Genomic DNA, 26234 nt, shown 5'->3' with positions numbered 1-26234 from the left:
GACTTACCCATCTGGATGCGCCCCCGCAAGACCCCTCTGGCACCATCGCGGGATGCGCACCATCCCGGACCCCGGCTTCGCCGGCGACACCGGTCAGGTCGACCCCGACCTGGCCGCGGCGCTGACGGCGTACGACGCCGCACCCGATGACCCCGACGCCACCCGGGCCGTCCTCGCGAGCCTGGCGCAGACCCGACTGCTGGTCCCCGTGGTCGCGCTGCTCGGGGAGGTCGAGCACGACGAGCAAGGACTGGCCCACGACAAGACCAGTGACATGGCCGCCGTGCTGATGACCGGTCGCGACGGTCGCAAGGCCCTGCTCGCCTTCACGGGCACGTCGGCGCTCGAGGCCTGGGACCCGAGCGCGCGTCCGGTCCCGGTGACCGCCCGGCACGCGGCCCTGTCCGCCCTCCAGGACGAGGCCTCGGCCCTGCTGATCGACGTGGCCGGCCCGGTCACGTTCGTCGTCGAGGGCGCGGACCTCCACACCCTCGGTGGTTGAGGAGGCCGAGGAACGAGGCCGTCGCGAACCACCTGATCACGTGGTTTCGAGACGCTCGCTGGCGCTCGCTCCTCAACCACCGAGGGGTGGATTTTCCCTCAGCAGCCATCCCTTGTACCCTTGTGCGTGACCGATCGCTCATGTCCTCACGGGCATGATCGATCTGACAAGCGGAGGCCTCCTCCCACCCGCACCGACCGAAGCTTCACCAGGTCGTCGGGTCCAGGTCACGGGATGCAGCGACAGGTGTCGCCGTACTCCCGTTACTGAGGCTTCCGTGCGTCGCGCGGAGGCCTTCTTCGTTGTCGGGGCAGAAATGTGCCGATCACGTTGTTCTCCACGGGTTGACCAAGAGACCTACACAGGAGGACCCATCAGCACTGAGCTGCGTATCAACGACCGGATCCGGGTACCGGAAGTCCGGCTCGTTGGCCCCAATGGCGAGACCGTCGGCATCGTGCCGACGGACCAGGCCCTCAAGCTGGCCCAGGAGGCCGACCTCGACCTCGTCGAGATCGCACCCCAGGGACGGCCGCCGGTCTGCAAGCTCATGGACTACGGCAAGTTCAAGTACGAGAACGCGCAGAAGGCCCGTGAAGCACGTCGCAACCAGACCAACACGGTCATCAAGGAGATGAAGCTCCGGCCGAAGATCGACCAGCACGACTACGAGACCAAGAAGGGTCACGTCGTTCGGTTCCTTCGCCAGGGCGACAAGGTCAAGATCACGATCATGTTCCGTGGTCGCGAGCAGCACCGCCCCGAGCTCGGGTTCCGGTTGCTGCAGCGGCTGGCCGAGGACGTGAACGAGCTGGGCTTCATCGAGTCGTCCCCCAAGCAGGACGGCCGCAACATGATCATGGTCCTGGGGCCGCACAAGAAGAAGTCCGAGGCGAAGGCCGAGGTGAAGGCGGAGAAGCAGGAGCGCGCTGCCGCTCGCGAGGCCGAGCGGGCCGAGGAGCACGCTGAGCGTCGCGCCGCCCACGCCTCACCGGCGCCGAAGAAGGAGCGCGGTCGCTCCGAGAACCTCGACCCCGAGATCGACGCGTAACGAGTAGAAGGAAACGACACCACCATGCCGAAGAACAAGACTCACTCCGGTGCCTCCAAGCGCTTTCGCGTCACGGGCTCGGGCAAGATCCGTCGCCAGAAGACGGGCATGCGCCACAACCTGGAGCGGAAGCCGTCCAAGATGACCCGTCGCATGTCGGGCACGACCGAGCTGGCCAAGGCCGACGTCAAGCGCGCCAAGAAGCTGCTCGGACTCTGACCTCCCACTCCCCACCTGCCCCAGTGCATCTCTGCGACGGGCATTCACGAACACGCTAGGAGCAACACACATGGCACGCGTCAAGCGGGCGGTCAACGCCCAGAAGAAGCGTCGGGTCACTCTCGAGCGCGCCTCCGGCTACCGGGGCCAGCGCTCGCGCCTCTACCGCAAGGCGAAGGAGCAGGTCACCCACTCGCTGGTCTACAGCTACGCCGACCGGCGCAAGAAGAAGGGCGACTTCCGCAAGCTCTGGATCCAGCGCATCAACGCGGGCGCCCGGGCCAACGGGCTGACCTACAACCGCTTCATCCAGGGCCTCAAGGCCGCGGGTGTCGAGGTCGACCGCAAGATCCTGGCCGACCTGGCCGTCAACGACGCGCCGGCCTTCGCCGTGCTCGTCGAGACCGCGAGGTCGGCTCTCCCCGAGGACGTCAACGCTCCCGCGTCGGCCTGACCCTCGCCCCAGACGGTGGCGAGCCTCCCTGCAGCCAGTCCTGACCCACGGCCCCTCTCCAGCAAGAGCGGCCGGGTCAAGACGGCTCGGAGGCTCGCCCGTCGCAATTCCCGGGCCGAGCACCGGCTGTTCCTCGCCGAGGGTGCCAAGGCGCTGACCGAGGCGCTGCACGCCGGTGGGGTGGTCGAGGTGTTCGCCACCCTCGGGGCCAGCGAGCAGTACGCCGCGCTCCGCAAGGCGGTCGACGACTCGGGGATCCCGTGGTCCCTCGCCGACGATGACGCGATCGCCTCGTTGAGCGGGGCGGTCACCCCGCAGGGCATCGTCGCGACGTGCCGCTTCCTCGACGTACCCCTGGACCAGCTCATCTCGAAACCACAGGTCCTGGTGATCTGCGCGGACGTCCGCGACCCCGGCAACGCCGGCACGGTGATCCGCTGCGCCGACGCGTCCGGCGCCGATGCGGTCGTGCTGGCCGGCAACAGTGTCGACCCCTACAACGACAAGACCGTCCGCGCGACGGTCGGCAGCCTGTGGCACGTCCCGCTCGCCGTGCACGACGATCCCGCGGACGTCGTACGACGGGCCCAGGCGGAGGGCTTCACCGTGCTGGCGGCCGACGGCGCGGGGGAGACCGACCTGTTCGAGGCCGAGGGCTCGGGCCTGCTCGCCGGCCGGGTGGCGTGGCTGTTCGGCAACGAGGCCTGGGGGTTGCCGGACGAGCTGGCGGCGCTGGCCGACCACCGCGTGTCGATCCCGATCTACGGCCGGGCCGAGAGCCTCAACCTGTCCACCGCCGCTGCCGTCTGCCTCTACGCCACCGCCCGCGCCCGCCGCTAACCCTTCCGCGGGTCACTCTCCTGGGCCAGCCAGGTCTCGCCCCGTCGGCGTGAGGCGCGCGAGAGCCACGCGTCCTGGACCAGCTCGGTCAGCTCGTCGAGGTCGATCTCGCCGATCCGGCTGCCGCGCAGCAGCACCGACGGGTGGCCGTCGAAGTGCGGGGTGGTGAAGTACGGCGAGTCCGGGTCCAGCACCATCGCTTGCTTGTCGTCCTCGGAGGCGACCCAGAAGACGATGACGTCGTCGTACCGCTCCTTCGTCTCGGGGTCGAAGGCGTCCGGGCGCGGGTTGCGGAAGAACACGAACGACTTGCCACCGACCTGGTAGACCGCGTTCTTCATGTCGGGGTAGACCGTGACGTGCGGCATGCCCTGGGCGAGGCGGTGCACGTCGTCGACCCGGGCCTTGCGACTCCTACGGCGCGCCATGACCGGACTGTACGACGGGCTCAGGGATGCAGCCGAGCGCCCTTGAGGATCTTGTCGACGGCGTTCTTCGGGCCGTGCACCGCCAACCCCACGAGGTCGAGGTCGGCGCCGGCGACCGCACTGACCGTGGCACGGTTGGCGGCGTCGTGACCGGTGCGGAACATGTCAGAGGTGTACACCGCGATCGGCAGCTGTCGCCGCAGCCCTCGTTCGCGGGCGGCGATGACGTGCTCCTTGGTGCCCTCGAAGACGAGCACCGGGATGCCGAGCAGGGCGAGATAGCGCTGGCCGTCCGCGTCGGCGTACGGCTCACCGACCAGCTGCGGGTAGGCCGCCGCGATTCCGCTGGCCAGGAAGGCGGTGACGTTGAGCCGCTGCCAGGTCTCGAGGTCGTCTCGAACGAGGACGGCGACCTTGGTGTCGAACGGGGGAGTCAGTGCGTCGTTCACGTCCTCATCGTCGACCGACCTGCGTGTCGTCGTCTTGTACGTTCCTGACATGGAGCCCGAGCCGACCTTGCGGGCCTGGAACCCGGCGGTCCCGGGCGTCAGCGAGGTGCTGCACGCGCACTTCCCGCGGCACGCCTACCCGCTGCACACCCACGACACCTGGACGTTGCTCGTGGTGGACACCGGTGCCGTCCGGTTCGACCTCGAGCGCCACGAGCACGCGGCCCTCGCCTCCCGGGTGACACTGCTGCCGCCGTACGTCCCCCACGACGGCCGGTCGGTGGCGGCCGGCGGGTTCCGCAAGCGAGTCGCCTACCTCGAAGCCGACACCCTGGACGTACGACGGATCGGCCGCGCGGTCGACCACCCGGGGTGGGACGACCCGGCTCTCCGCAGCGAGGTGCACCTGCTGCACGAGGCGATGCGACACCCGGGCGACGAGTTCGAGGCCGAGAGCCGCCTCGCGCTGGTGACCACCCGGCTGACGGCCCACCTCGAACGACTGCCGGACCGGCCGGTGCGGTCCGACCCCCGACTGGCGGCCAGGCTCCGTGACCTCCTCGACGGCCACGTCGCCGAAGGCATCAGCCTGGCCGAGGCGGCCACGCTGCTCGACGCCCACCCGACCCACCTGGTCCGTGCCTTCCGGCGCGAGGTCGGGATCCCGCCGCACCGCTACCTGACGGGCCGAAGGCTCGACCGCGCGCGGCGGATGCTGCTCGCCGGGGGCCGTCCCGCCGAGGTGGCCGTCGAGGTCGGTTTCCACGACCAGGCGCACCTCACGCGTCACTTCAAGCGGATGCTCGGCGTCACTCCCGGGGCCTACGCCGCCTCGGCCTGACCTGCACACAACCTTCACGTTTCCCGCACCCCTCGCCACCGCGGTCGTCCCTAGGCTCCTGCCATGGACACACCCGCCACCCCCTCGACGATCCTGGTCGTCGAGGACGAGCCGCTGATCAACCAGGCGGTGGGCGACCGGCTCCGGGCCGAGGGACACCACGTCGTCCCGGCGTACGACGGGCCGGGCGCGGTCGCGGCCTTCGAGGAGCACCGTCCCGACCTCGTGGTCCTCGACGTGATGCTGCCCGGCTTCGACGGGCTCGAGGTGTGCCGCCGCATCCAGCAGCAGCGGCCGGTGCCCGTGCTGATGCTGACCGCCCGCGACGACGAGTCCGACGTCCTGGTCGGGCTGGGGGTCGGCGCCGACGACTACCTGACCAAGCCGTTCCGGATGCGCGAGCTGATGGCCCGAGTCGCCGCCCTGCTCCGCCGGGTCGAGCGCGCTGAGCAGCTGGTGCGGGAGACGCCGCCGACGCCGGTGACTGTCGGGGACGTGCGCCTCGACCCGGGTGCGCGCCGCGTGTGGCTGGTCGGCGACGAGATCCACCTGACGCCGACCGAGTTCGACCTGCTGTCCTGCCTGGCGGCCGCGAAGGGCCAGGTGCTCAGCCGCGAACGGCTGCTGGCCGAGGTGTGGGGCTGGGACGGTGGCGCCGGAGCCACCCGAACGGTCGACAGCCATGTCAAGGCGCTGCGCGCCAAGATCGGCGCCGAGCGGGTGCGCACCGTGCACGGTGTCGGCTACTCCCTCGAGGAACGATGAGCGCCGCCGCACCGAGGGAGCCGCTGGGCCAGGTCACCTCGATCAAGGTCAAGCTCGGCCTGCTGGTGGCAGCCAGCGTGCTGGTCGCGGCGGTGCTGGCCACGCTGGGCGCCGGGACGGTACCGGCGTGGCTCAGCATCCCGGTCACGGTGCTGCTGGCCCTGGCCGTCACCCAGCTGCTCGCGGTCGGGATGACCTCACCGTTGCGGCAGATGACCGAGGCCGCGCGCCGGATGGCGGCCGGGGACTACGCGGTGCGCGTGCAGAGCGGCTCCACCGACGAGGTCGGCCAGCTCGCGCGCGCCTTCAACACGATGTCGGCCGACCTCGCCACCGTCGACCGGCAGCGGCGCGACCTGGTGGCCAGCGTCTCCCACGAGCTGCGCACGCCTCTGGCGGCGCTGGTGGCGGTGCTGGAGAACCTCGACGACGGCGTGACCGCCCCCGACCCGGAGGTGATGCACGTCGCCCGCGCCCAGGCCGAGCGGCTCAGCGACCTCGTCGACGACCTCCTCGACCTGTCCCGGGTCGATGCCGGCGTGGTGTCCCTCGACCGCGTCGAGCAGCCGGTCGCGGCAGTCGTCGACGCGGCGGTGGCCGAGGCGAGGTCAGGCCCGGGCGCGAGCCAGCGCGGGGTCACCTTCGCCGTGCGCGTCGAGCCGCCCGACCTCTCGGCGTACGCCGACCGCGCCCGCCTGCACCAGCTGCTCGCCAACCTGCTCGACAACGCCGCCCGGCACAGCCCGGCCGGGGGGGTGGTGCACCTCTCCGCCGACGTCGTCGGCGGAAGCCTCCGGCTCGAGGTCGCCGACCAGGGCCCGGGCATCGACCCCCAGGACCGCGAGCGGGTCTTCGAGCGGTTCGGCACCCTGCCCGACTCGGGGGGCGGCACCGGGCTCGGGCTCGCGATCGCCCGCTGGGTCACCGACCTGCACGGCGGCCGGATCACGGTCGTCGACCCCGTCCCCGGCGAGACCGGCGCCCGTTTCCGCGTCGAGCTGCCCAGCTCACCGTCCCGACCGTCAGCGCAGCCAGAGAGGAACCTGCCCATGGACGCCCCAACGCCCACCCCGCCCGCACCGGAGATCACCCAGCCGGTGGCGCCGCCGCTGACGCCGCTGACGGCCGGCTCCGGGTCGCTGGTCGACGACCTCTTCGGCAACCTCTGGGTCGACGCCAAGGTGCCGCCCCGCCGCTGGGTGCTGCTGGCCTGCATCGGGATCGGTGTCTTCGCCGGGCTGTCGCTGCCGTTCTCCAACATCGGCCTCGCTGCCACCCTGATCCTGGCGGCGGCAGGTGTGCTGGTGCTGGTCCTGACCCGGCACCGGCGAAGCCCCTTCACCTGGGCCTGCGCCGTGCTGGCCTTCGGGTTCGCCCTGGTGCTGACGTTGCGTGCTGCGGAGTGGCTGGACGTGCTGGGCCTGCTGGTCAGCGCCGTCCTCGTCACCGCCGCCCTGACCGCCGGCCGGAGCGTCCTCGGGATGATCGCCGGTGCGGTGGCCTGGCCGACCGCGGGAGTACGGGGGCTCCCGTGGCTCGGTCGGACCATCCGGGCGTCGGGCGGTGGCACCAACGCGGCCGCGGTCACCCGGACGGTGCTGCTGTCGGTGCTGGGGATCCTCGTCTTCGGGCTGCTCTTCGCGAGCGGTGACGCGATCTTCGGCCACTGGGTGCGCTCGGTGCTGCCCAACGTCGAGGACAGCCTGGCCCTGCGGCTGTTCGTGATGGTCGCGGTCGGCGGAACGGTGCTGGCGGCGGCGTACCTCGCGATCAACCCGCCCCAGGTCGAGCGCCCCGGCGTACGACGTCCGGTGCAGCACCGCTTCGAGTGGTTGGCCCCGGTGCTGCTCGTCGACGCGGTGTTCGTGCTGTTCCTGGTGGCGCAGGCGGCTGCCTTCTTCGGCGGACACGACTACATCCGGAGCGCGACCGGACTGACCTACGCGGAGTACGTTCACCAGGGCTTCGCCCAGCTCACCATCGCCACCCTGCTGACGCTGCTCGTGGTCTCCGCGGCCGCCCGCAAGGCACGGCTGGACACGGCCGGTGACCGAGCCTGGCTGCGGGCGTCACTCGGTGCGCTCTGCCTGCTCACCCTGGTCGTGGTCGCGTCGGCACTGCACCGCATGGACCTCTACCAGGACGCCTACGGGTTCACCCGCCTGCGGCTGGTGGTCGACCTGTTCGAGGGCTGGCTCGGGCTGGTGGTGCTCGGTGTGCTCGTCGCCGGCATCGGGTTGCGCGGCGCCTGGCTGCCGCGCGCCGCACTGCTCTCGGGCGCGGCCCTGCTGCTCGGCCTGGCGATCGCCAACCCCGATGCCTGGATCGCCGAGCACAACGTCGACCGCTATCAGGCCACCGGCAAGGTCGATTGGTCCTACCTGCGCACCCTCAGCCTCGACGCCGCGCCGACGCTGGTGGCACTGCCGCCCGAACAGGCCGCCTGCGCCCTCGGCGAGACCTCGCCGGACGACGACACCTGGGCGGGCTGGAACCTCGGCCGGGTGCGTGGACGTGACGCGCTCGACGACTTCGTTCTCCCGGCGAGTGCCGGCTGCAGTGAGGTCGTCGAGCCCGCTCAGTGACCTACGCTGGCGGCGTGAGTGCCGAGCCCGCCGCCAGCGTGTCCGACGGACTGTTCGACGCACTGCCCGACGGTGTGGTGATCGCCGATGCCGACGGCATCGTCACGACGGTCAACGAGCAGGCACGCCGTCTGCTCGGCAGCGCGGTCGAGGTCGGCCGGCCGCTGTCGGAGGTGATGGCCCTCCAGGACCAGGAGAGCTGCGACTGGTACGCCAGCAACAAGCCCTACGAGGGACTCGGCAGCCGGGTCGGTCTCACCGAGCAGGCCTGGCTGACCACCGAGGGCACCGAGGTGCTCGTCACCGGCCGGATCAACCGCGTACGCCGCTTCGGTCCCGTCGAGAGCGTGGCCCTCGTCATCCGCTCGGGCCGTGGGCGGGCTCGGCTCGACCGCGACCGCTCCGACCTCGTCGCGACCGTGGCCCACGAGCTGCGCTCGCCGCTGACCGGGGTGAAGGGCTTCGTCGGCACCCTGCTCAGCAAGTGGGAGCGGCTCAACGACGAGCAGAAGAAGTTGATGCTCACCACGGTGCACGCCGACTCCGAGCGGCTCTCCCGCCTGATCACCGAGCTGCTCGACGTGGCCCGCATCGACACCGGCCGGCTGCCGCTCTACCCGCGCGACGTGGACACGCAGACGCTCGTGGAGAGGTGTGTCGAGTCGGTCCGCGCCGGGACCACGCGCACCATCGAGTCGTCGTACGCCGAGCCGGTGCCGTCGGTCTTCGCCGATCCCGACAAGCTCTCCCAGGTCGTCACCAACGTCGTCGACAACGCCATCCGGCACGGCGAGGGCGTCGTGCGGGTCAGCGTCGAAGGCACCACCGAGCCCTTTCCCGGCGTACTCATCCGGGTCGACGACGAGGGCGAGGGCATCGACGAGGCCATCCGGGCTCGGGTGTTCACCAAGTTCTGGAAGCACGGCGTACGCGGTGGCACGGGCCTGGGCATGTACATCGTCCACGGCCTCGCCCGCGTCCACGGCGGCGAGGTGCTCATCGCCGACTCCGACTCCGGTGGCGCCCGCCTCGAGATCCGCTGGCCCTCCGACGACCGCAGGTGACGGATAGTCCAGAACGAAACGCCGCTCCAACCACCACCTGAAGCGGCCAGATGATCTGGACTATCCGGCTTGAATGAATCCCGTTGGCCCACCGTACGACGCACTTCCTAGACTGGCCCGCGCACGCCGCGTGCACCCTGAAAGCGAAAGGCAGTCCATGTCGGGCCCGAACTCCGAGTACGACCCGGTCCAGGTGACCCCGCTCGACGAGGAGCACGTCGCCGCGATGCGTGACGAGGCGCTGGCTGCGATCGCTGCCGCGACCGACCTCGAGACCCTCAAGCAGGTCCGCACCGAGCACGCCGGTGACCGGTCCCCGCTCGCGCTCGCCAACCGGGAGATCGGGGCGCTGCCGCCCCAGGCGCGCAAGGACGCCGGCCAGCGCGTCGGCCAGGCCCGCGCCGCCGTCAACCAGGCGCTGGCCGCCCGCCAGGCCGAGCTCGAGGTCGAGGCCGAGGCCCGCATGCTGGTCGAGGAGACCGTCGACGTCACCCTCCCCTGGGACCGTACGACGAAGGGCGCTCGCCACCCGATCACGATGATGCACGAGAAGATCGCCGACGTGTTCGTGGCGATGGGCTGGGAGGTCGCCGAGGGTCCGATCGTCGAGGCCGAGTGGCTCAACTTCGACGCCCTCAACCTCGGCCCCGACCACCCGGCGCGCACGATGCAGGACACCTTCTGGACCGAGCCGGCCGAGCACCACCTCGTGCTGCGCACCCAGACCAGCCCGGTGCAGGCCCGCGCGATGCTGACCCGTACGCCGCCGATCTACGTCGTCTCGCCCGGTCGCGTCTTCCGCACCGACGAGTACGACGCCACGCACAGCCCGATGTTCCACCAGGTCGAAGGACTCTGCATCGACCGCGGCATCACCATGGCCCACCTCAAGGGCACCCTCGACCACTTCGCGGAGTCGATGTTCGGTGAGGGGATCAGCACCCGTTTCCGTCCGTCGTACTTCCCGTTCACCGAGCCCTCCGCCGAGGTCGACCTGCGCTGCTTCGTCTGCCGCGGACTGCACCCCGCCGTCGACGACTGCCGCACCTGCAAGGGCGAGGGCTGGATCGAGTGGGGCGGCTGCGGCGTGGTCAACCCGCGCGTGCTCACCGCGTGCGGCGTCGACAACGAGCGCTACACCGGCTTCGCGTTCGGCATGGGCATCGACCGCACCCTGATGTTCCGCCACGGTGTCGCCGACCTGCGCGACATGTTCGAGGGCGACGTCCGCTTCTCCACCCCGTTCGGAGCAGACCTGTGATGATCACCCCAACAAGCCACTCGCTGCGCTCGCGCCTCGCCGGGGACCCCGAATGAAGGCCCCCGTTTCCTGGATCCGCGAGTACGCCGACCTCCCGGACGGCGTCACCACCGAGGACCTCGCCCACCGGCTGACCGCCCTCGGGCTCAAGCTCGAGTCGCTCGACCGCCCCGGGCACGACATCACCGGACCGCTCGTCATCGGCCGCGTGCTCACCCTGGAGCCCGAGCCGCAGAAGAACGGCAAGACCATCAACTGGTGCACCGTGGACGTCGGTGACGCCAACGGCACGGGCGAGCCCCAGGGCATCGTCTGCGGCGCGCACAACTTCGCGCCCGGAGACCTCGTGGTCGTCGTGCTGCCCGGAGGGGTCCTGCCCGGCGGCTTCGAGATCTCTGCGCGCAAGACCTACGGCCACGTCTCCGCCGGCATGATCTGCTCGACCAAGGAGCTGGGCCTCGGCGACGATCACGATGGCATCCTCGTGCTCCCTGCCGACGCCGGTCAGCCCGGTGACGACGTCTTCGACCTGCTCGACCTCCGCGAGGAGGTCATCGAGTTCGAGATCAACCCTGACCGCGCCTATGCCATGTCGCTGCGTGGGGTCGCCCGCGAGTCGGCCCTGGCCTACGGCGCCCCCTTCCGCGACCCGGCGCTGCGCCCGACCCCGGCCGCCGACGGCAACGGCTACCCGGTGGTCGTCGACGACCCCGAGGGCTGCCCGGTCTTCGTGGCCCGCACGGTGACCGGCTTCGACCCGACGGCGCCGACCCCCGACTGGATGTCACGCCGGCTCCTGCTCCTCGGCCAGCGCCCGATCTCGCTGGCGGTCGACGTCACCAACTACGTGATGTTCGAGCTGGGTCGCCCGATCCACGGCTACGACGCCGACAAGCTCACCGGACCCATCCGGGTCCGTCGAGCCGCCGAGGGGGAGCACCTCACCACCCTCGACGGCAACGACCGCACGCTGTCGACCGAGGACCTGGTCGTCACCGACGACTCCGGCATCATCGGCCTCGGTGGCGTGATGGGCGGCCAGGACACCGAGATGTCCGACACCACCACCCACGTCCTGATCGAGGCCGCCCACTGGGATGCCGTGTCGATGTTCCGCACCGGCCGCCGCCACAAGCTGACCTCCGAGGCCGGCAAGCGCAACGAGCGTGGCGTCGACCCGACCATCTGCGAGGCCGCGGCCGACCGGGTGGTCGAGCTGCTCGCGGAGTACGGCGGTGGCACCATCGAGCCCGGCGTGACCGTCGTCGGCCAGCCGCCGTCGCAGCCCACGATCACCATCCCGATCGACCTGCCCGCGCGAGTCACCGGCATGGACATCGCCTCGGACACCACCATCGCCAACCTGGAGGCGATCGGGTGCGAGGTCGACGCCGGCGCCGACGAGCTCACCGCCACCGTGCCGCCGTGGCGACCCGACCTGTCCGACCCATTCGACCTCGTCGAGGAGGTCGCCCGCATCGTCGGCTACGAGGACGTGCCGAGCATCCTGCCGCCTGCCCCCTCGGGAGGGGGCCTCACCCAGGACCAGTCGATGCGCCGTCGTGTCGGCCGCACCCTGGCCGGCGAGGGCTACGTCGAGGTGATCAACTTCCCGTTCATCGGGGACGCCGACCTCGACCGGCTCGGCATCGAGGCCGCCGACTCCCGTCGTACGACGCTCCGGCTGGCCAACCCGCTGCGCAACGAAGAGCCGTACATGACCACGACGCTGCTGCCCGGCCTGCTGCGCACCGTCGCCCGCAACGTCAGCCGCGGCACCAGCGACCTGGCCCTGTTCGAGACGGCGCCGGTCACGCTGCCGCACTCCGGCGCGGGCGCCCCGATCCTCCCGGTCGACCGACCACCGACCGAGGGGGAGTGGGACGACCTCAACAAGGCGCTGCCCGACCAGCCGCTGCACCTCGCGTTCGCCCTCTGTGGTGACCGCGACCGGTCAGGGTGGTGGGGCGACGGACGCCCGGCGTCCTGGAGCGACGTCATCGAGACCGCCCGCGTGGTCGCCGACGCGCTCGGGCTCGAGCTCTCGGTCCGTCAGGCGAGCCTGGCGCCGTGGCACCCCGGTCGGTGTGCCGAGCTCGTGCTCGGTGAGACGCCTGTCGGGCACGCCGGTGAGCTGCACCCGCGGGTGTGCCGAGCCTTCGGCGTCCCGGCACGCACCTCGGTCGCCGAGCTCGACCTCGACGCCCTGCTCGCCAGGGCTGTCGCGGTGCCCCGGGCGCCGCAGCTCTCCGCCTACCCGGTCGCCAAGGAGGACGTCGCGCTGATCGTGGACGCCGACCTCCCGTCGGCCGACCTGGCGGCCACCCTGCGCGAGGGGGCCGGGCCGTTGTGCGAGTCCGTACGCCTCTTCGACGTCTACACCGGCCAGCAGGTCGGCGAGGGACGCAAGTCGCTCGCGTTCGCGCTGCGTTTCCGGGCTCCCGACCGCACACTCACCGAGAAGGACACTGCGGCGGCTCGCGACGCGGCCGTCGAGCTGGCTGTGCAGCGGCACGGAGCCGAGCAGCGGGCGTAGGTCCGGCTCAGGCCACCCGGCCGCGCACGGCCCACGCCCGGGCGTGCATCCGGATGGAGCCGTCCGGTTCGGTGTGCACCATCCGTTGCATGCCCTGGCGCAGTCGGTCCCTTGCGGGGGCGTCGAGGGTCGCGACGTACGCCGGGGCGGAGCCGGTGCCGCCGAGGAACGGCGTCCACAGGTCCTCGAAGTCCGCGAACACCGTGTCGACCTCGATGCTCGACGTGCCTACGTCGGTGAGCCCCGATCGTTCCCACAGCTCGGTCAGTGCCGAGGGCTCGCACAGCGGGAACCGCTGGGCCTCGTCGAGATCGATGGCCGTCACGTCGATCGAGCAGGCCACGTCCCAGAACGTGCGCAACAGCTGCATCCGTCCGGCGTAGTCCCAGACGTACGCCGCCACGGTGCCTGCCGGTGCAGCGGCGACCATCGCAGCGACGGCCGCAGCCGGATCGGGTGTGAAGTTGAGCATCAGGCCGGAGACCACGACGTCGGCGACCGCGGGCGGGGCGTCCTCGGCGGTGCCGACCCGGAACTCCACCGGTGCGCCGTCGAGCCGTCGCCGCGCCGCCTCGACGAATCCCGCACTCGGGTCCATGCCGAGCACTGCCGTCGGGGCAGCGCCGTCGAGCACCGCCTCGGTCAACGCGCCGGTGCCGCAGCCGAGGTCCAGCCAACGCAGCCCGGGCGGGAGGTCGAGCCAGCGGACGAACCGGGGCGCCACCTGACGGCTCCACCTGCCGATGAAGTGCTCGTAGGCGTTGCCGTCCGACCACCTGTCCGCCACGATCGGCCCTCCCTCCGTCCAAGGCCGCGGCAGCACACCCCGGCCTGCTGCGCGCCGCGCTGCACGCGCCCTGGCTACGTTCTCCTGCGTCGACGTGGCACCACCACGCCTTCCCTCGTCGGCCTTGCCAGGACACGCACGTCGCGACGCTCGCGACGGCCCCGGGTGTGCTGACACGGCCTAGCCCATGGTCGCCCCATCCCGTCTGAAAGGCGACCCGGATCCGGGTGGCATGCAGAACTCTGTATAGTCATGCACATGCCCACGACACGAGTCGCCGTCGCCGGAGCCAGCGGGTACGCCGGGGGAGAGGTCTTGCGCCTGCTCCTGGCCCATCCCGACGTGGAGATCGGCACGCTCACCGCTGGGTCCAACGCCGGTGAACGGCTCGGTGCTCTCCAGCCCCACCTGGTGCCGCTGGCCGACCGGGTGCTGGAGGAGACCTCGACCGAGACGCTGGCGGGGCACGACGTCGTCTTCCTGGCGTTGCCGCACGGCCAGTCCGGCCCGGTCGCCGAGCAGCTCGGCGACGACGTCGTGGTGATCGACTGCGGCGCCGACTTCCGGCTCACCGACGCCGAGGACTGGGAAAAGTTCTACGGCTCCACGCACGCGGGATCGTGGCCCTACGGCTTGCCCGAGCTGCCGGGACAGCGGACGTTGCTCGAGGGAGCGAAGCGGATCGCCGTACCGGGGTGCTACCCGACCGTCTCGACGCTGGTGCTGGCCCCCGCCGTGGCCGCCGGGCTCGTGCAGGCCGACGACCTCGTGGTGGTGGCCGCGTCCGGGACCAGCGGCGCCGGCAAGGCGCCCAAGCCGAACCTGCTGGGCAGCGAGGTGATGGGCTCGGCCTCGGCGTACGGCGTGGGCGGGACGCACCGCCACACCCCCGAGATCGTGCAGAACCTCTCCGGCCTCACCGACGAGCAGGTGCGGGTCAGCTTCACCCCGGTGCTGGTGCCGATGCCGCGCGGCATCCTGGCCACCGCCAGCGCCTCGATCCAGGAAGGCGTCACCGCCGACGACGTGCGGGCCGCCTACGAGAAGGCGTACGCCGACGAGCCGTTCGTGCACCTGCTCCCCGAGGGGCAGTGGCCGCAGACCAAGTCGGTGATCGGGTCCAACAGCGTGCACCTGCAGATCACCCTCGATGAGGCTGCCGGTCGGATGGTCGCGGTCGGAGCAGTCGACAACCTGGCCAAGGGCACTGGCGGCGCGGCCGTGCAGTGCATGAACCTCGCTCTCGGGCTCCCCGAGCAGACCGGCCTGTCGACCGTGGGGCTGGCGCCGTGAAGCTCGAGCAGTTCCCCGAGACGCTCGCCGTCGTACGCCTCGCGCCGGGCGCGGAGATCCCCCCGTGGGCCGAGTCGTCGTCGCTGTTCTCCATCACGGCGACGGCCCGCGAGACCAGCCTGGTCTGCGCGCGGCGCAGCGTGCCGAAGAAGGCCCAGCAGGCCGGGCCGTTCACCGCTTTCGCCGTCGAAGGACCGCTCGACTTCTCGCTGACCGGCATCCTCGCCGAGCTGCTGCGACCGCTCGCCGAGATCGAGATCAGCATCTTCACGATCTCCACCTTCGACACCGACTGGATCCTGGTCCCCCAGGAGGACGCCGACCGGGCGGCCGAGGAGTGGCGACGACGAGGGCACGACGTCACCCCAGCCATTCCCGCCTAGGTGGTCGAGCAGCGAGCGATCAGTCGAGACCACCCCCCGAACCAGGAGCACAAGAACTCATGAGCGTCACCCACCCAGCCGGCTTCACCGCTGCCGGCGTCGAAGCGGGCCTGAAGACCAGTGGCGGCAAGGACGTCGCCCTGGTCGTCAACAACGGACCCCAGCACCACTCCGCCACGGTCTTCACCGCCAACCGCTGCAAGGCCAACCCGATCCTGTGGAGCGAGGAGGTGGTCAAGGACGGCATCGTCCGCGCGGTCGTGCTCAACTCCGGTGGCGCCAACTGCTACACCGGCGCCGAGGGCTTCCAGACCACCCACGCCGTCGCCGAGCAGGTGGCCAACGGCCTGGGCATCGGGGCGGGCGACGTGGTCGTCTGCTCGACCGGACTGATCGGTCTGTCCAACCCGCGCGAGAACCTCATCAAGGGCGTCGACGGCTGTGTCGGCTCGCTCAGCGACCAGGGCGGCACGGCCGCGGCCGAGGCGATCATGACGACCGACTCGGTGAGCAAGCAGGTTGTCGTCGAGGGCAACGGTTGGTCGATCGGCGGGATGGCCAAGGGAGCCGGGATGCTCGCTCCCCAGCTGGCGACCATGCTCGTCGTACTCACCACCGACGCCGCCGTGCCCGCGGCCGACCTCGACACCGCCCTCCGCGCTGCGACGGCTGCCAGCTTCGACCGGCTCGACTCCGACGGCTGCATGTCGACCAACGACACCGTCACGCTGATGGCCAGCGGTGCCAGCGGGGTGACGCCGAGCCTGGCCGACTTCGCCGAGGCGCTCACCCAGGCCTGCACCGACCTGACCATGCAGCTGCTCAAGGACGCCGAGGGCGCCGACCACGAGATCGCCATCACCGTGCTGCACGCGGCCACCGAGGCCGAGGCGATTGAGGTCGGCCGCAGTGTCGCGCGCAGCAACCTGTTCAAGGCCGCGGTCTTCGGCAAGGACCCCAACTGGGGGCGCGTCCTGGCCAGCATCGGTACGACGAAGGCGGCCTTCGACCCGGCCGACCTCGACGTCGCGATGAACGGCGTCTGGGTGTGCAAGGCCTCCACGCCTGCCGAGGACCCGGCCAAGGTCGACCTCTCCGAGCGCGAGGTCAGCGTGACCATCGACCTCAAGTCCGGGTCCGAGCGCGCCACGATCTGGACCAACGACCTGACCCACGCCTACGTCCACGAGAACAGCGCCTACAGCTCATGACCTCACCCCAGATGAGCGACGACCAGAGCGCCGACAACACCAAGCCGTACTCGATCCACCCGGCCGAGACCCTCGCCGGAGCGCTGCCTTGGCTGATCAAGTACCACGGCCAGACGGTCGTGGTGAAGTACGGCGGCAACGCGATGATCGACGACACCCTGAAGAAGGCCTTCGCCGAGGACATCGCCTTCCTCCGCTACGCCGGCTTCAAGCCCGTGGTCGTGCACGGCGGCGGACCCCAGATCTCCAAGATGCTCGACAAGCTCGGCATCGAGTCGGAGTTCAAGGGTGGCCTGCGCGTCACCACGCCCGAGGCCATGGACGTCGTCCGCATGGTGCTGGTCGGCCAGGTGCAGCGCGAGCTGGTCGGCTTGATCAACCAGCACGGGCACATCGCCGTCGGCCTGTCCGGTGAGGACGCCGGCCTGTTCACCGCCAAGGCCACCAACACCGTCATCGACGGCGAGGAGGTCGACCTCGGCCTCGTCGGCGAGGTGGCCGAGGTCCGGCCGGAGGCCGTGGAGGACCTGGTCGAGGCCGGACGCATCCCGGTGATCTCGAGCGTGGCCCCCGACACGAACGGGATCGTGCACAACGTCAACGCCGACACCGCGGCCGCCGCCCTCGCCATCGCGCTGGGTGCGGAGAAGCTGATGGTGCTCACCGACGTGGAGGGCCTCTACCGCGACTGGCCCGACAGCGACGACGTGATCCAGGAGATCAGCCCGGAGAGCCTGCACGAGCTGATGCCGAGCCTCGACAGCGGCATGGTCCCGAAGATGCAGGCCTGCTACGACGCGGTCACCGGCGGCGTACCCCGGGCCACCGTCGTCGACGGCCGCGAGCCGCACGCCGTGCTCCTCGAGCTGTTCACCAAGGAGGGCGTCGGCACCCAGGTGCTGCCCGGTGTCGAGACCAAGCTACGCAAGGCCTACGCCAGCGGTGAGCTGAAGGAGTCGAAGTCATGAGCGACGTCCAGGCTCGCTACGCCGAGTCGATGATGAACACCTTCGGACCGCCCAAGCTGGTGCTCACCCGTGGGGAGGGGCCCTACGTCTGGGACGACGCCGGCGCCCGCTACCTCGACCTCCTCGGCGGCATCGCGGTCAACTCGCTCGGTCATGCCCACCCGGCCCTGGTCGGCGCGGTCACCGAACAGATGCAGACGCTCGGGCACGTCTCGAACTTCTTCGCCACCGACCCGCAGGTGAGCCTCGCCGAGCGACTGCTGGACCTGTTGCTAGGTGGTCGAGCAGCGAGCGCAGCGAGCCATCAGTCGAGACCACCCGGCAAGGTGTTTTTCGCCAACTCGGGCGCCGAGGCCAACGAGGCAGCTCTCAAGCTCACCCGACGCACCGGACGCACCCACGTCGTCGCGACCGAGGGAGCCTTCCACGGCCGCACCATGGGTGCGCTGGCCCTGACGGCCAAGGCGGCCTACCGCGAGCCGTTCGAGCCGCTGCCGGGGGGCGTGACCTTCGTGCCGTACGGCGACGCCGACGCACTCGCCGCGGCCGTCACCGACGAGACCGCCGCCGTCGTGCTCGAGCCGCTGCAGGGCGAGGCCGGCGTGGTCGCGCCACCACACGACTACCTCGCCCGGGCACGCGAGATCACCAGCAAGCAGGGCGCGCTGCTCTGGCTCGACGAGATCCAGACCGGCGTCGGCCGCACCGGTGCCTGGTTCGCCCACCAGAACGCCGACGTCGCCGACCCGATGGACGCGCCGGCCGACATCGTGACCGTCGCCAAGGGTCTCGCCGGCGGCTTCCCGATCGGCGCCTGCCTGGCCACCGGTGACGCGGCCGACCTCCTCCAGCCGGGCAACCACGGCACCACCTTCGGTGGCAACCCGGTCGCGGCCGCGGCGGCCCTGGCCGTGCTCGACACGATCGAGAAGGAGGGACTGCTCGAGCACGTGATCGAGGTCGGTAGGCGCTTGCGCGAGGGTCTCGCCGCCGACGACCGGGTCACCGAGGTGCGCGGCTCCGGCATGCTCATCGGCCTCGACCTGACCGAGGCGGCCTCGGCCGAGGTGTTCGCCGCCGCTCTCGAGGCCGGGTTCATCGTGAACAACCCGACGCCCGAGCGGGTCCGGCTCGCGCCGCCGCTGATCCTCACCGCCGACCAGGCCGACTCGTTCCTCGACGCCTGGCCGGGCATCCTCGACGCGGCGTACCGGACGCGGACATGACGCGCCACTTCCTGCGCGACGACGACCTGTCCCCGGAGCAGCAGGCGGGCGTGCTCGAGCTGGCCCTGAAGCTCAAGGCCAGCCCGTACGACGAGCGCCCGCTCGCCGGCCCCCGCACGGTGGCGGTGCTCTTCGACAAGCCCACGCTGCGCACCCAGGCCTCCTTCGCCTCCGGCATCGCCGAGCTCGGTGGCTTCCCGATGATCATCGACGGGTCGCTGGCGCAGGTCGGCGTGCGCGAGTCGATCGCCGACACCGCCCGCGTGCTGGGCCGACAGGCCTCGGCCGTCGTGTGGCGCACCCACGAGCAGTCCCGGCTCGCGGAGATGGCGGCGTACGCCGGCGTACCCGTCGTCAACGCGCTCACCGACCAGTTCCACCCCTGCCAGGCCCTGGCCGACCTGCTCACCATCCGCGAGCACCGCGGCACCCTCGCCGGCCAGACCCTCGCCTTCGTCGGCGACCCGGCCTGCAACATGGGGCACAGCCTGCTGCTCGCCGGTGTCACCGCCGGGATGCACGTGCGCGTGAGCGGACCGGCCGACTACCACCCGGACCCGGACGTCCTCGCCCGCGCCCAGGAGCTCGCCAGGCTCACCGATGGCTCGGCCGGCTTCGAGGCCGACCCGGTCGAGGCGGTCAGCGGCGCCGACGTGGTGGTCACCGACACCTGGATCTCGATGGGCCGCGAGGCCGAGGCCGAGGCCCGGGCGCAGGCGTTCGCGCCCTGGCAGCTGAACGACGCGCTGCTGGCCCATGCCGCCTCCGATGCGATCGCGATGCACTGCCTCCCGGCCTACCGCGGCAAGGAGATCACCGCCGAGGTTCTCGAGGGGCCACGCAGCGTGGTCTGGGACGAGGCCGAGAACCGTCGTCACGTGCAGAAGGCCGTCCTCGTCTGGCTGCTGTCCGGAGGTCCGTCATGACACTGAACACCTCGGGCCACGCCCACATCCCGCCCACCAAGAACGCCCGCCAGCAGCTCGAGATCGACCTGCTGACGCGCGGCGAGGTCCGCTCCCAGGGTGAGCTCGGCGAGCTGCTCGCCGACAACGGCGTCGTGGTCACCCAGGCGACGCTGAGCCGCGACCTCGTCGAGCTCGACGCCGTGAAGGTGCGGTCGGCCTCCGGCGCGCTGGTGTACGCCGTGCCGGCGGAGGGCGGCGACCGGACCGCGGTGGCACCCCGCGAGACCGCCGCCAGCGAGAGCCGGCTGGCCCGGTTGTGCGAGGAGCTGCTCGTCTCGGCCGAGTCGAGTGCCAACCTCGTCGTGCTCCGCACTCCGCCGGGGGCGGCCAACTTCCTGGCCTCGGCGCTGGACAAGGCCGAGCTCGGCGACGTGCTCGGCACCATCGCCGGCGACGACACCGTGGTGGTGATCTCGCGGGACCCGGCCGGCGGCGAGGGCGTCGTACGACGACTCGTGGGCCTGGCCGGTCGCGAGCTCGACTGACCAGGTCCGCAGACTTCCCAGGTGGTCGAGCAGCGAGCGCAGCGAGTGATCAGTCGAGACCACACCACAACGACGTAAGGAACCCAACGTGAGCAAGGTCCTCACCTCACTGCCCACCGGCGAACGTGTCGGCATCGCCTTCTCCGGCGGCCTGGACACCTCGGTCGCCGTGGCCTGGATGCGCGACAAGGGTGCGATCCCGTGCACCTACACCGCCGACATCGGCCAGTACGACGAGCCCGACATCGAGGGCGTCCCCGACCGTGCGCTCCTGTACGGTGCCGAGATCGCCCGCTCCGTGGACTGCAAGACCGCTCTCGTGGAGGAGGGTCTGGCCGCGATGGCGTGCGGTGCCTTCCACATCCGCTCGGGCGGCCGCACCTACTTCAACACCACCCCGCTCGGGCGAGCGGTGACCGGCACGATGCTGGTGCGCGCGATGCACGAGGACGGCGTCGACATCTGGGGCGACGGATCGACCTTCAAGGGCAACGACATCGAGCGGTTCTACCGCTACGGCCTGCTGGCCAACCCCGAGCTGCGCATCTACAAGCCGTGGCTCGACGCCGACTTCGTGCACGAGCTCGGCGGTCGCGCGGAGATGAGCCAGTGGCTCACCGAGCACGACCTGCCCTACCGCGACAGCAAGGAGAAGGCGTACTCCACCGACGCCAACATCTGGGGCGCCACCCACGAGGCCAAGACCCTCGAGCACCTCGACGTCTCGCTGGAGACCGTGGAGCCGATCATGGGCGTGAAGTTCTGGGATCCCGATCTCTACATCGAGCCCGAGGACGTGACCGTCCGCTTCGAGGCCGGTCGCCCGGTCGCGATCAACGGCACGTCGTACGACCCGGTCGCGCTGGTCCACCAGGCCAACACCATCGGCGGTCGCCATGGTCTCGGCATGTCCGACCAGATCGAGAACCGGATCATCGAGGCCAAGTCGCGCGGCATCTACGAGGCGCCCGGCATGGCACTGCTGTGGGCGGCGTACGAACGACTGATCAACGCAGTACACAACGAGGACACCGTCGCGAACTACCACAACCAGGGTCGCCAGCTCGGCCGGATGCTCTACGAGGGCCGGTGGCTCGACCCGCAGGCGCTGATGCTCCGCGAGTCGATCCAGCGCTGGATCGCCTCCCTCGTGACCGGCGAGGTCACCCTGCGACTGCGACGCGGCGAGGACTACACGATCCTGCGCACGGCCGGCGAGAACTTCTCCTACCACCCCGACAAGCTCTCCATGGAGCGCACCGAGCACGCCGCCTTCGGCCCGACCGACCGGATCGGCCAGCTCACCATGCGCAACCTCGACATCGCCGACTCGCGGTCCAAGCTGGAGCTGTACGCCGCCCAGCCGCTCGACCAGGGCCAGGTCCTCGTCGAGCACGGCACCCTCTACGGCGAGCTGGAGGCCGGCGGCGCCGACCGCATCACCCGCAACCCCGCGGCCGAGAACGACGAGAGCGACCGGGTCCTCGACGACGTGGCCATGGAGATCGGCACCGACTGAACACGCGGACGTCATACGTTGTGGCTGCGATGGCGACCATTTCGCATGACGTCCTGAGAGGAACAGCGTGAACACCAACCAGGGCAAGCTCTGGGGCGGCCGGTTCGCCGGGGGACCGAGCCCCGAGCTCGAGGCGCTCTCGAAGTCGACCCACTTCGACTGGCGACTGGCCGGCTACGACCTCGCCGGCTCGCGTGCGCACGCCCGGGTGCTCCACGGGGCGGGGCTGCTCACCGACGACGAGCTGACCGGCCTGCTCGACGGCCTCGACGAGCTCGACCGTCGGGTCCGCGAGGGTGAGCTGCTGCCGCAGGCCTCCGACGAGGACGTGCACGGTGCCCTCGAAGGAGCTCTTGTCGAGCTGGTCGGCGCTGACCTCGGCGGCAAGCTGCGGGCCGGCCGCAGTCGCAACGACCAGATCGCGACCCTGTTCAAGGTCTTCCTCCGTGACCACGGCCGCACCATCGGGGCGAATGTCCTCGACCTCGCCGACGCCCTCGCCGACCAGGCCGAGCGGCACCTCGGCGCGATCATGCCGGGACGCACCCATCTCCAGCACGCCCAGCCGGTGCTGCTCAGCCACCACCTGATGGCCCATGCCTGGCCTCTCGTCAGGGACGTGTCCCGGCTCCGCGACTGGGACGCCCGGGTGGCGGCCGACTCGCCGTACGGTTCGGGTGCGCTCGCCGGGTCCAGCCTCGGCCTCGACCCCGAAGCGGTGGCGCACGACCTCGGCTTCACCGGCAGCACCGCCAACTCGATCGACGGTACGGCGGCCCGTGACTTCGTCGCCGAGTTCGCCTTCGTGGCCGCGATGATCGGCGTCGACGTCAGCCGCCAGGCCGAGGAGATCATCCTCTGGGCCACCCGGGAGTTCGGCTTCGTGCAGCTCGACGACGCGTTCTCCACCGGGTCGAGCATCATGCCGCAGAAGAAGAACCCCGACGTCGCCGAGCTCGCCCGCGGCAAGGCCGGCCGGCTCATCGGCGACCTCGCCGGACTGCTCGCCACCTTGAAGGCGCTCCCGCTCGCGTACAACCGCGACCTCCAGGAGGACAAGGAACCGGTCTTCGACGCCGTCGACACCCTCGAGGTGCTGCTGCCCGCGTTCACCGGCCTGGTCGCGACCCTCGCCTTCGACACCGACCGGATGGCCGAGCTGGCGCCGCAGGGCTTCTCGCTCGCCACCGACATCGCCGAGTGGCTGGTGCGCGAGGGAGTGCCGTTCCGGGTCGCGCACGAGCTGGCCGGCGCGTGCGTACGCCGCTGCGAGGAGCTCGGCCTCGAGCTCGACCAGCTGACCGACGAGCAGTTCGCGGAGATCGACCCGCGGCTCACTCCCGCCGTACGCGACGTCCTCACCGCCGAGGGCTCCGTGGCCTCCCGCAACGGCCGCGGCGGCACCGCCCCCGATCGCGTGGCCGAGCAGCTGACCGAGCTGCGCGCCACGATCGCCGACCACCGCTCATGGCTGACCTGACCGACCTTCTCAGTCGTCCGGTCCTCGAGGCCGCCCCGCGACTGCTCGGCGCCACCTTCACGCACGGGGGAGTCACGGTCCGGCTCACCGAGGTGGAGGCGTACGACGGACCGGACGACCCCGGCTCGCACGCCTTCAACGGCATGACGAAGCGGAACGCCGTGATGTTCGGTCCACCCGGTCACCTCTACGTCTACTTCACCTACGGCATGCACCACTGCTGCAACGTGTCCTGCGGACCGGAGGGCCAGCCGAGCGCGATCCTGCTGCGCGCCGGCGCGGTCGTCGACGGCCTCGAGACCGCGCGCAGCCGCCGGGGGCGATCGACCGACCGCGACCTCGCGCGTGGCCCGGGTCGGCTCTGCCAGGCCCTCGGCATCGACCTCGGCGACAACGGTCTCGACCTGCGGGAGGTCCTGGTGCCGGGCCCGCCGGTCGACGTGGTCAGCACCGGTCCGCGCGTCGGGCTGCGCAAGGCGGCCGACTGGCCGTGGCGGTTCTGGGTCAGCGACGACCCGACGGTGAGCCGCTACGTCGCGGCCAAGCCGCGCTAAGGGCGTCTCTCTCAACCCCATGTCCTGCTGCGCGCCGCCCCACGGGCACCTCGCGGCGTTGTCCTCAGTCGCCGGTGGCTCCGCCACGGCTCCCTCGTCCGCCTTGCGATGCACTCCGTGGGACGACGCTCGCGACGGACGGGGATTGAGAGAACCGCCCTAGCCGTCGTAGTGCGCCTTGGCCTGGCCGGGGATGTCGGTGATCACGGCGTCCGCGTGGATCCGGTGCGCCTGGTCCAGCGTCGGGTTGTCGATGGCGGTGAACGTCCACACCTTGATCGCGTTCTGCTTGTACGTCGCGACCTGCGCAGCCGTCAGGTTCTCCAACCGGATCGCCACCGTCGTTGCGTAAGCAGCGCGGGCGGCTGCGACGGTCACCGGTTGGGTCGAGACCAGCATCAGCCGGAGGTCGGGTCGCTGTGCATGGATCCGTTGCAGCACCGGCGCCTCGAACGACTGCATGATCGTGCGTCCCTGGAGCCCGTGCGCGTCGATGATGTCGAACACCTGACCGAGGTCGGCGTCGCTGATGTCGGCGTTCTTGATCTCGGGGGCGATCTTGAGGGTGGTCGTCTCGGCGTACGCCGCCACCTCGTCGAAGGTCGGGATCGGCTGGCTGCCCACGTGGCACTGCGCCCGCAGGTTCGACAGCGTCCAGTCGATGACCCGGCCGGTGCAGTTCGTGGTCCGGTCGAGCGTGACGTCGTGCATCAGCACGATCTGGTGGTCCGCAGTCACCCGCAGGTCGAACTCCAGCACGGCCGCGTACGCCGCGCCGCGATGCATCGAGGCAAGGGTGTTCTCCGGGGTGTCCGGCGTGACCGCTCCGCGGTGGCCGACGATCGCGGGCGCAGGCCCGGTCGGGGGAGGCAACGGCTTCGGTCGGGCCGCCTTCGCCTGTACAGCGCGGGCGACGAGGTTCCACACCCGCTGGTTGACCCGGCCGTTGGCGCGCAGGTGGTGGTTGCGCTGGAAGTGCTTGACCGAGTTGACCGTGGCCGCGCGGTACTGACGGTCGACCGCCGAGGCCGTCAGCAGCCCCAGGCGGTGCAGTCGCGTCTCGAGCAGGTGCACCTGGGCGCCGTGGCTGCCGCGGTGCAGGTTCAGTCGCGCCGCCTCCGCGGGCACCGCCGTGCCAAGCGTCACCGCGAGCGTGGCGATGCAGACCAGCACCAGCGCGAGCGCGCGCGAGCCGGAGCGGGAGAGCGGGTTCATGGCGGGGGAGTCCAATCGAAATGTGACAAAAGTGTAGAAACAATCCCGCCCCTCCGCGGTGCTTTCGCCGAGACCGCTCACCCGGCCGTCGACGCGACCATGGCAGGCTGGCCCCGTGAGCACCGATCCCACCCTGCTCGACGACCTGGAGTGGCGCGGGCTGATCGCCCACTCGACCGACCTCGACGCCCTGCGAGCGGCCTTCGCGGAAGGCAGCGTCCGGTTCTACGTCGGCTTCGACCCGACGGCGCCCAGCCTGCACATGGGCAACCTGGTGCAGATCCTCACCGCTAAGCGGTTGCAGCTGGCCGGTCACACGCCGTACGCCCTGGTCGGAGGCGCCACCGGCATGATCGGTGACCCCCGTGACTCGGGGGAGCGCACGCTGAACTCGCTCGACACGGTCAAGGAGTGGGTCGAGAAGGTCCGCCAGCAGATCGAGCCCTTCCTCGACTTCGACGGACCCAACGCGGCCACGATGGTCAACAACTACGACTGGACGGCGAGCCTGTCGACCATCGACTTCCTGCGCGACATCGGCAAGCACTTCCCGGTCAACCGGATGCTGGCCCGCGACGTGGTGCGCAGCCGGCTCGAGGACGGCATCAGCTACACCGAGTTCAGCTACATCTTGTTGCAGTCGATGGACTTCCTGAACCTCTACCGCGACCACGGCGTGACGCTGCAGTTCGGTGGCTCCGACCAGTGGGGCAACCTCACCGGCGGGGTCGAGCTGATCCGGCGCTCCGACGGTGGCAAGGCACACGCCTTCGCGACGCCCCTCGTGACCCGGGCCGACGGCACCAAGTACGGCAAGACCGAAGGCGGGGCGCTCTGGCTCGACCCCGGGATGATGTCGCCGTACGCCTTCCACCAGTTCTGGCTCAACGTCGAGGACGACAAGGTGGGGGAGATGCTGCGCATCTTCACCTTCCTGAGCCGCGAGGAGATCGAGGACCTCGAGGAGCAGACCCGGGAGAAGCCGTTCCTGCGTGCCGGCCAGAAGGCGCTGGCCGACGCCGTGACCACCGTGGTCCACGGCGCCGAGGAGACCGAGCACGCCAAGGCCGCGGCGGCAGCGCTGTTCGGCACCGGTGACCTGCACGAGCTCCGCACCGAGACGCTGACGGCGGCCCTGCGCGAGGCCGGT

26 protein-coding genes (1 of these 26 cut by a window edge) are annotated in these 26234 nt (G+C 70.8%); 22 read left to right on the top strand and 4 right to left on the bottom strand.

The annotated features are described in order from the left end of the window. Nucleotides 1–52: 52 nt before the first annotated feature. From H976_RS26495 to H976_RS0114725, 5 genes are all read left to right on the top strand, one after another. On the top strand, nt 53–502 hold the full coding sequence (locus H976_RS26495; protein WP_051276860.1) for an SseB family protein: 450 nt from the start codon (nt 53–55) through the stop codon (nt 500–502). Between the two features lie 316 nt (nt 503–818). Further along, nucleotides 819–1553, top strand: coding sequence for a translation initiation factor IF-3 (gene infC, locus H976_RS0114740; RefSeq protein ID WP_027862169.1), 735 nt, complete (start codon nt 819–821; stop codon nt 1551–1553). Between the two features lie 24 nt (nt 1554–1577). Then, complete coding sequence (rpmI, locus tag H976_RS0114735; protein WP_027862168.1) at nt 1578–1772, top strand: 50S ribosomal protein L35; 195 nt, start codon at nt 1578–1580, stop codon at nt 1770–1772. Nucleotides 1773–1842: 70 nt separating this feature from the next. Further along, nucleotides 1843–2226, top strand: a complete 384-nt coding sequence (gene rplT, locus H976_RS0114730) for a 50S ribosomal protein L20 (protein ID WP_027862167.1) — start codon at nt 1843–1845, stop codon at nt 2224–2226. Nucleotides 2227–2241: 15 nt separating this feature from the next. Further along, a complete protein-coding gene (locus H976_RS0114725) occupies nt 2242–3066 on the top strand; it encodes an RNA methyltransferase (protein ID WP_027862166.1) in 825 nt (274 codons plus the stop codon). Here H976_RS0114725 and H976_RS0114720 read toward each other — a convergent pair. Then, entirely contained in the window at nt 3063–3494 is a 432-nt protein-coding gene (locus H976_RS0114720) for an MmcQ/YjbR family DNA-binding protein (RefSeq protein ID WP_027862165.1), read from the bottom strand. The two genes, H976_RS0114725 and H976_RS0114720, sit on opposite strands and share 4 nt — an antisense overlap. Before the next feature lie 20 nt (nt 3495–3514). Further along, entirely contained in the window at nt 3515–3943 is a 429-nt protein-coding gene (locus H976_RS0114715) for a DUF2000 domain-containing protein (protein WP_027862164.1), read from the bottom strand. Nucleotides 3944–3992: 49 nt separating this feature from the next. Between H976_RS0114715 and H976_RS0114710 the strand changes: the two genes are divergently transcribed. The 6 genes from H976_RS0114710 to pheT all read left to right on the top strand — a co-directional run bounded on the left by H976_RS0114710 (nt 3993) and on the right by pheT (nt 12995). Next, a complete protein-coding gene (locus tag H976_RS0114710; protein ID WP_027862163.1) occupies nt 3993–4784 on the top strand; it encodes an AraC family transcriptional regulator in 792 nt (263 codons plus the stop codon). Between the two features lie 63 nt (nt 4785–4847). Further along, a complete protein-coding gene (locus H976_RS0114705; RefSeq protein ID WP_027862162.1) occupies nt 4848–5549 on the top strand; it encodes a response regulator transcription factor in 702 nt (233 codons plus the stop codon). Next, on the top strand, nt 5546–8134 hold the full coding sequence (locus H976_RS0114700; RefSeq protein ID WP_027862161.1) for a DUF4153 domain-containing protein: 2589 nt from the start codon (nt 5546–5548) through the stop codon (nt 8132–8134). The genes H976_RS0114705 and H976_RS0114700 overlap by 4 nt, the downstream gene beginning before the upstream one ends. 14 nt (nt 8135–8148) lie before the next feature. Continuing rightward, on the top strand, nt 8149–9198 hold the full coding sequence (locus tag H976_RS0114695; protein ID WP_231388942.1) for an ATP-binding protein: 1050 nt from the start codon (nt 8149–8151) through the stop codon (nt 9196–9198). Between the two features lie 157 nt (nt 9199–9355). Then, entirely contained in the window at nt 9356–10459 is a 1104-nt protein-coding gene (pheS, locus tag H976_RS0114690) for a phenylalanine--tRNA ligase subunit alpha (protein ID WP_027862159.1), read from the top strand. Between the two features lie 52 nt (nt 10460–10511). Next, a complete protein-coding gene (gene pheT / locus H976_RS0114685) occupies nt 10512–12995 on the top strand; it encodes a phenylalanine--tRNA ligase subunit beta (RefSeq protein WP_027862158.1) in 2484 nt (827 codons plus the stop codon). Nucleotides 12996–13002: 7 nt separating this feature from the next. Here the strand turns inward: pheT and H976_RS0114680 are convergent, their stop codons facing one another. Continuing rightward, nucleotides 13003–13782: a class I SAM-dependent methyltransferase gene (locus H976_RS0114680; RefSeq protein WP_196804094.1), complete on the bottom strand. Its 780-nt coding sequence runs from the start codon at nt 13780–13782 to the stop codon at nt 13003–13005. A gap of 252 nt (nt 13783–14034) precedes the next feature. Here H976_RS0114680 and argC point away from each other — a divergent pair, with 252 nt between their 5' ends. The 10 genes from argC to H976_RS0114630 all read left to right on the top strand — a co-directional run bounded on the left by argC (nt 14035) and on the right by H976_RS0114630 (nt 23869). Then, nucleotides 14035–15075 (top strand): N-acetyl-gamma-glutamyl-phosphate reductase, encoded by a 1041-nt coding sequence (gene argC, locus H976_RS0114675; RefSeq protein ID WP_196804093.1) that lies wholly within the window; start codon nt 14035–14037, stop codon nt 15073–15075. Next, nucleotides 15072–15458 carry an ACT domain-containing protein gene (locus H976_RS0114670; RefSeq protein WP_027862155.1) on the top strand — a complete coding sequence of 129 codons (387 nt, stop codon included), beginning with the start codon at nt 15072–15074 and terminating at the stop codon, nt 15456–15458. Before argC ends, H976_RS0114670 begins: the two co-directional genes overlap by 4 nt. 59 nt (nt 15459–15517) lie before the next feature. Then, a complete protein-coding gene (argJ, locus tag H976_RS0114665) occupies nt 15518–16669 on the top strand; it encodes a bifunctional glutamate N-acetyltransferase/amino-acid acetyltransferase ArgJ (RefSeq protein ID WP_027862154.1) in 1152 nt (383 codons plus the stop codon). Between the two features lie 11 nt (nt 16670–16680). Continuing rightward, on the top strand, nt 16681–17637 hold the full coding sequence (gene argB / locus H976_RS0114660; protein WP_051276876.1) for an acetylglutamate kinase: 957 nt from the start codon (nt 16681–16683) through the stop codon (nt 17635–17637). Next, nucleotides 17634–18863, top strand: a complete 1230-nt coding sequence (locus tag H976_RS0114655; protein ID WP_027862152.1) for an acetylornithine transaminase — start codon at nt 17634–17636, stop codon at nt 18861–18863. Before argB ends, H976_RS0114655 begins: the two co-directional genes overlap by 4 nt. Beyond that, nucleotides 18860–19789, top strand: a complete 930-nt coding sequence (gene argF / locus H976_RS0114650; protein WP_027862151.1) for an ornithine carbamoyltransferase — start codon at nt 18860–18862, stop codon at nt 19787–19789. Before H976_RS0114655 ends, argF begins: the two co-directional genes overlap by 4 nt. Further along, on the top strand, nt 19786–20316 hold the full coding sequence (locus H976_RS0114645) for an arginine repressor (protein ID WP_027862150.1): 531 nt from the start codon (nt 19786–19788) through the stop codon (nt 20314–20316). Before argF ends, H976_RS0114645 begins: the two co-directional genes overlap by 4 nt. Before the next feature lie 88 nt (nt 20317–20404). After that, a complete protein-coding gene (gene argG, locus H976_RS0114640) occupies nt 20405–21835 on the top strand; it encodes an argininosuccinate synthase (RefSeq protein WP_027862149.1) in 1431 nt (476 codons plus the stop codon). A 67-nt stretch (nt 21836–21902) separates the two neighbouring features. Further along, nucleotides 21903–23315: an argininosuccinate lyase gene (argH, locus tag H976_RS0114635; RefSeq protein ID WP_027862148.1), complete on the top strand. Its 1413-nt coding sequence runs from the start codon at nt 21903–21905 to the stop codon at nt 23313–23315. After that, nucleotides 23303–23869, top strand: coding sequence for a DNA-3-methyladenine glycosylase (locus H976_RS0114630; protein WP_027862147.1), 567 nt, complete (start codon nt 23303–23305; stop codon nt 23867–23869). Before argH ends, H976_RS0114630 begins: the two co-directional genes overlap by 13 nt. Nucleotides 23870–24028: 159 nt before the next feature. On the opposite strand, the gene H976_RS28910 is transcribed toward H976_RS0114630, so the two are convergent. After that, entirely contained in the window at nt 24029–25084 is a 1056-nt protein-coding gene (locus tag H976_RS28910; RefSeq protein WP_027862146.1) for a glycerophosphodiester phosphodiesterase family protein, read from the bottom strand. A 115-nt stretch (nt 25085–25199) separates the two neighbouring features. Between H976_RS28910 and tyrS the strand changes: the two genes are divergently transcribed. Continuing rightward, nucleotides 25200–26234, top strand: partial view of a tyrosine--tRNA ligase gene (gene tyrS, locus H976_RS0114620; protein WP_027862145.1) — the 5' portion only. Its footprint extends 228 nt past the window's final position; 1035 of the gene's 1263 nt are visible here — the first part of the coding sequence; its start codon is at nt 25200–25202; its stop codon lies off the right edge, out of view.

Source organism: Marmoricola sp. URHB0036, assembly GCF_000426045.1.
Taxonomy (GTDB): domain Bacteria; phylum Actinomycetota; class Actinomycetes; order Propionibacteriales; family Nocardioidaceae; genus Marmoricola.
This window is presented reverse-complemented; position numbering and strand designations above follow the sequence as displayed.